Below are 2,520 nucleotides of genomic sequence, written 5' to 3'. Positions count from 1 at the left end.
CCGTGGCGGCGGCCCGTGCCCACGTGGGACCACGTGGGACGACACAGCACCACCGAGTGGCACCGGCCACCGAACTCTGAGAGTCTGCCCTCTCGGGGAACGCCGGGGCGGCCCGTACCGCCCGCCGCGCGCGGCGGGCGCGGGACGCGCTCCGGCGGGGAGGGCGCTGGTGCCCTGGACGCGGGGGGAAGTCACGTGGAGCGCACGCCGCCGGATCGGTGCCGCGTACTCGAGTCCTACCAGGACGGTACGCGGGCGATCCGTGAGCTGGCGTCGGCGGTCGAGGACTGGGACGTGCCGACGCCGTGCGCCGACTGGCAGCTGATCGACCTGGCCGGGCACCTGCGGTGCGTGGCGGAGAACTTCCTGGAGTACCTGCAGGACGCGCCGGACAGCCGGCTGGCCAAGCTGTTCGCGCAGGACGCGGCGTCGGCGGTGCTGATCCGCCAGCAGGCGCGGCAGAACGCGGCCGAGCTGGCGGTGCTGCCGCCGGAGCCGGGCCCGGAGCGGATCACGGCGTTCTCGGTGTCGGCCGGCGCCTACGCCGACCTGATGCCGGACATGTGGGACCGCACCCACCTGATCTACCGGGGCACCAAGTACACCGTGGGCGACCACGCGGGCGCCGCGTGTGTGGAGTGGCACCTGCACGCCTGGGACATGGCCCGCGCGATCGGCGCGGACTACCGGCCGCGCGATCCCGAGGTGCTGGTGTCGGCGTGGCACTGGGGAGTGCCGCACCTGCCCCTGGAGTCCGGGGACGCGTGGGAGTCGGTGCTGCGGTCGTCGGGCCGCGCGCCGAACTGGCCGGACCCCGGGGAGGGGCCCGGCCGGTCGCGGGGCGGGCGGCAGCGCAACGCGCGGCAGGGCGTCAGACGCCCGCCGGCCTCCTCGGGTGGGTCCGCAGGTAGACCGCCCAGGTGAGCAGGCAGCAGACGGCGTAGTAGGCGATGAACGCGATGTACGCGCCGTCCCCGGTCCCGGAGGACAGGAACGACTGCCGGAAGGCGATGTTGACCAGCACGCCGCCGAACGCGCCGATCGCGCCGGCGATGCCGATGAGCGCGCCGGCGAGCCGCCGGGCCTCGTGCTCGGCGGCCACCGGGTCGCCGCCGTCGGCGACGCCGAGCTGCGCCTTCGCCCGGAAGATCGCCGGGATCATCTTGTAGGTGGAGCCGTTGCCGAGGCCGCTGAACGCGAACAGCAGGATGAACCCGGTGACGAACAGCGCGAGCGACTTCTCCCGCGAGGCGGTGAGGACGATCCCCGCCGAGACCGCCATCGCGACGAAGTTCCAGAACGTGACCCTCGCGCCGCCCGTCCGGTCGGCGAGCCATCCGCCGACGGGCCGGATCAGCGAGCCGAGCAGGGGCCCGAGGAAGGTCAGGTAGGCGGCCTTGATCGGGGTGTCGAAGTCGGCCTTGAACTGGACCTGCAGCACCTGCCCGAAGGCGAATCCGAACCCGATGAACGACCCGAACGTGCCGATGTAGAGCAGCGACATGATCCAGGTGTGGCCGTCCCTGCAGACGTCGCGCATCGCCCGCTTCTCGTTGCGGACCTGCGACAGGTTGTCCATGAACAGTGCCGCGCCGAGCGCGGCGAGCACGATGAACGGGATATAGATGCCGGCGACGAGGCCCGGGTGGCCCTTGCCGGCGGTGGCGAGCACGGCCAGGCCGACGAGCTGGACGACGGCGACGCCGACGTTGCCGCCGCCGGCGTTGACGCCGAGGGCCCAGCCCTTGAGCCGCTGCGGGTAGAAGGCGTTGATGTTGGCCATCGAGGAGGCGAAGTTGCCGCCGCCGACGCCCGCGACCGCCGCGAGGACCAGCAGGGTCGAGTACGAGACGCCGGGCTTGATGAGGAACGCGGCGAGCACCGCGGGGACCAGCAGCAGCGAGGCGCTGACGATGGTCCAGTTGCGGCCGCCGAACCGGGCGACGGCGAAGGTGTAGGGGATCCGCAGCGCGGCCCCGATGGCCGCCGGGACGGTGGTGAGCATGAACTTGCCGGCCGGGTCGATGCCGTAGGCCGGGCCGAGGAACAGCACGAGCACCGACCACAGCGTCCAGACCGAGAACCCGATGTGCTCGGAGAAGATCGAGAACGCGAGGTTGCGGCGGGCGGTGCGGGCCCCGGTCGCGGCCCAGAACTCCGGCTCCTCGGGCCGCCAGTCCTCGATCCAGCGGCCTTTCAGCGAGGGGCGGCGCGTGCGCGGCGCCGCTTCGGTCGTGACGGTCATCGGGTGTCTCCTTGGGGTCGCTGACGCGGCACGACGCTAGGAACTGGGCGTTTCATGCTTGTGTGGCCCGCAATGCGGCGGTGATAACTCCACTGCACAGCGTGCGCGCGCGAGGTGTGAGACCAGGCGGGGGCGCGTGGCCGCCGCCCCGCCGGGGTAGACCGTGATCGCGGCGCGGCGGGGGAGGGAGACAGGACCGATGGCGACCTGCGAGGTCTGCGGGAACGACTACGCGATGTCGTTCGAGGTGCACGCGCAGGGGGACGTGCACACCT

General features: G+C 72.5%; 2 protein-coding genes. One reads left to right on the top strand and one right to left on the bottom strand.

The annotated features are described in order from the left end of the window. Positions 1-195: 195 nt before the first annotated feature. Positions 196-924 carry a maleylpyruvate isomerase N-terminal domain-containing protein gene (locus tag ABZ914_RS50085; RefSeq protein ID WP_433135571.1) on the top strand — a complete coding sequence of 243 codons (729 nt, stop codon included), beginning with the start codon at positions 196-198 and terminating at the stop codon, positions 922-924. On the opposite strand, the gene ABZ914_RS50080 is transcribed toward ABZ914_RS50085, so the two are convergent. Continuing rightward, complete coding sequence (locus ABZ914_RS50080; RefSeq protein WP_500201630.1) at positions 872-2,245, bottom strand: nitrate/nitrite transporter; 1,374 nt, start codon at positions 2,243-2,245, stop codon at positions 872-874. The genes ABZ914_RS50085 and ABZ914_RS50080 overlap by 53 nt on opposite strands. Positions 2,246-2,520: the final 275 nt, after the last annotated feature.

It is taken from the genome of Spirillospora sp. NPDC046719 (assembly GCF_040645715.1).
In the GTDB taxonomy this organism is placed as follows: Bacteria; Actinomycetota; Actinomycetes; order Streptosporangiales; family Streptosporangiaceae; genus Spirillospora.
Note: the sequence above shows the minus strand (reverse complement) of the source record. Positions and strands in the feature narration are given on the sequence as shown.

What these genes read in the sequence shown, in the direction of transcription:
- ABZ914_RS50080 (WP_500201630.1), bottom strand. Translation starts at nt 2,245, where the DNA reads ATGACCGTCACGACCGAAGCGGCGCCGCGCACGCGCCGCCCCTCGCTG.